The following is a 2,511-nucleotide window of genomic DNA, read 5'->3' on the forward strand; positions in this document are numbered from 1 at the left end:
GATCTGCCCGGCGGCGGATTCAGCGATGTTGTAGACGAAGTCCCTGCCGCCGTCCGGCCTGTAGCGCACGAAGGCGCTTCCGGTCGGATAGCGGTCGCTGATCGACACGGCCGAGACATCGACGCCGTCGCGCTTCAGCCGTTCCAGATTGATGATGCCGAAATCGTCGCGGCCGACGCAGGCGACGATGCCGGCGCCGCCGCCTAGCCTCGCCACCTGGTCGATGAAGATCGCCGGCGCGCCGCTCGGATAGGGGCCCATCAGCGTCAGCGGCTCGAGGAAGCCGAGACCTGGCTCCGTCGCCATGATCTCGACCAGGATCTCGCCGGCGACAATCGTCGGCCCCGCGCCTTCGGCGGCGATCTCCCTTCGGCGGCTCATTCCTGCAATTCCTTCTCTCCCCAGCCTTGCCAGGCGCTGATTTCGGCGCGCACCGGCCGCACGATAGCGCCGGGCTGCAGCCGGGGTAAATCGCGGCGGAGCTGAAGTCAACAGAAACTATACGTATGTTCACTTATATCAATGCGCGCGCAGCCTTCTTATGTGCGTCATTTGGAGAAAATTTACCGGCCTGGCGAGACCGGAGCCCAGAAAATCAGGCGACAGGCGGCCTGACTCAAATTTTCTGTAGCGCGATAGAATATATACGCATGTTCATTTACACATGCGCATTCGTAAAGGAGGAGACGAAATGCCAACGGGTAAGCTTTTCGGGATTCTCGCCGTATCGGTCACCGCCTCGGCGCTGGCGGCAGGCACGGCGCTCGCCACGGAAATCACCGTCGCCACGGTCAACAACGGCGACATGATCATCATGCAGAAGCTGTCGCCGGAGTGGGAGAAGGCGACCGGCAACAAGGTCAATTGGGTCACGCTTGAGGAGAACGTGCTGCGCGAGCGCGTCACCACCGACATCGCCACCAAGGGCGGCCAGTTCGACGTGCTCACCATCGGCGGCTACGAGACGCCGATCTGGGGCAAGGCCGGCTGGCTGACGTCGCTCAACGATCTCGGCGACGACTACGACTATGACGACCTGATTGCGCCGGTTCGCAACGGCCTGACCGTCGACGGCAAGCTCTACGCAGTGCCGTTCTACGCCGAAAGCTCGTTCACGCTCTACCGCAAGGACCTGTTCGACGCCGCCGGCCTGAAGATGCCGGTGCAGCCGACCTACGATCAGATCACGGAATTCGCCGACAAGCTCACCGACAAGTCGAAGGAGCAGTACGGGCTCTGCCTGCGCGGCAAGCCGGGCTGGGGCGAGAACATGGCCTTCGTCGGCACGCTGGTGAACACATTCGGCGGCCAGTGGTTCGACATGGACTGGAAGCCGCAGATCAATTCCGACGCCTGGAAGAAGGCGATCGGCTGGTATGTCGACACCATGAAGAAGGATGGACCGCCGGGCATCAGCTCCAACGGCTTCAACGAGAACCAGACGCTGTTCGCCTCCGGCCATTGCGCCATGTGGATCGACGCCACGTCCGCGGCGGGCCGCGTCTATGACCCGAAGCAGAGCAAGGTCGCCGACAAGGTCGCCTTCGCCAAGGCGCCGGTCGCGGTCACCCCCAACGGTTCGGCCTGGGGCTGGGCCTGGAGCCTCGCCATCCCGGCCTCGACCAAGAAGGCGGACGCGGCGAAGTCCTTTGTCAAATGGGCGACCTCGAAGGCCTATGTCCAGCGCGTCGGCGAGACCGAAGGCTGGGTGGCGGCGCCGCCCGGAACCCGCAAGTCCACCTATGCCAGCGCCGACTACCAGAAGGCGGCGCCCTTTGCCGCGACGGTGCTCTCGGCGATCGAATCCGCCGATCCGACCAAGCAGACCAAGGACCCGGTCCCCTATACCGGCATCCAGTTCGTCGCCATCCCCGAATTCCAGGGCATTGGCACGCAAGTCGGCCAGGCCGTCGCCGCCGCGGTCACCGGCGAGCAGTCGGTCGACGATGCGCTGAATGGCGTCCAGGCCGAGGTGGAGCGCACCATGACGGAAGCGGGCTACATCAAATAGCGCCCTAACAAGCCAGGGGTGGAGCGTGCCGCCCCTGGCGATCCGGCCCGCCCAGACCTCCCGTTGCAGCGGGCCCGGAGGATGCACGGATCCCGCAAGGGCAAAGCGGGTCCGTGCGTTCCGCGCCGGCTGACAGGCAAGCTTTCGCGGCCGCTCGGAAATCGTTGTCGAATTTTGGAAAGTTGGACATGAAACTGAACAACAAGACTGCCCTCATCACCGGCGGCGCGCGCGGCATCGGCCTCGGCTTCGCTCAGGCCTATGCCCGCGAGGGCGCAAAAGTGGTGATCGCCGACATCGACTTCGAACGCGCGACGCAGGCGGCTGCCGCGACCGGTCCGGCGGCCAGCGCGAAGAAGCTCGACGTCAGCGATCTCGCCGCGATCGAGAGCGTTGCCGCCGAGGTCGACCGCGAGTTCGGCGGCATCGACATCCTCGTCAACAACGCCGCCATCTTCGACATGGCGCCGATCACCGTCATCACCGAGGCGAGCTACGAG

The 2,511-nt window shown here is 64.5% G+C and carries 3 protein-coding genes; 2 read left to right on the forward strand and 1 reads right to left on the reverse strand.

Annotated features, from left to right (window positions below):
* A partial coding sequence (locus EOA33_RS31910) for a PfkB family carbohydrate kinase (RefSeq protein ID WP_245482496.1) occupies window positions 1-381 on the reverse strand: 381 nt, incomplete at its 3' end.
* A 310-nt stretch (window positions 382-691) separates the two neighbouring features.
* Here EOA33_RS31910 and EOA33_RS31915 point away from each other — a divergent pair.
* Together EOA33_RS31915 and EOA33_RS31920 are read left to right on the forward strand one after the other, a co-directional pair.
* Entirely contained in the window at window positions 692-2,011 is a 1,320-nt protein-coding gene (locus EOA33_RS31915; RefSeq protein WP_189375688.1) for a sugar ABC transporter substrate-binding protein, read from the forward strand.
* 188 nt (window positions 2,012-2,199) lie between these two features.
* Window positions 2,200-2,511 (forward strand): SDR family NAD(P)-dependent oxidoreductase (locus EOA33_RS31920; protein ID WP_127407436.1); only part of this gene is annotated, 312 nt, incomplete at its 3' end.

This window comes from Mesorhizobium sp. M4A.F.Ca.ET.050.02.1.1, from assembly GCF_003997725.1.
Taxonomy (GTDB): domain Bacteria; phylum Pseudomonadota; class Alphaproteobacteria; order Rhizobiales; family Rhizobiaceae; genus Mesorhizobium.

Bases quoted from the DNA above. Each gene is read 5' to 3' on its own strand.
- EOA33_RS31915 (WP_189375688.1), top strand. From the start codon at position 692: ATGCCAACGGGTAAGCTTTTCGGGATTCTCGCCGTATCGGTCACCGCC.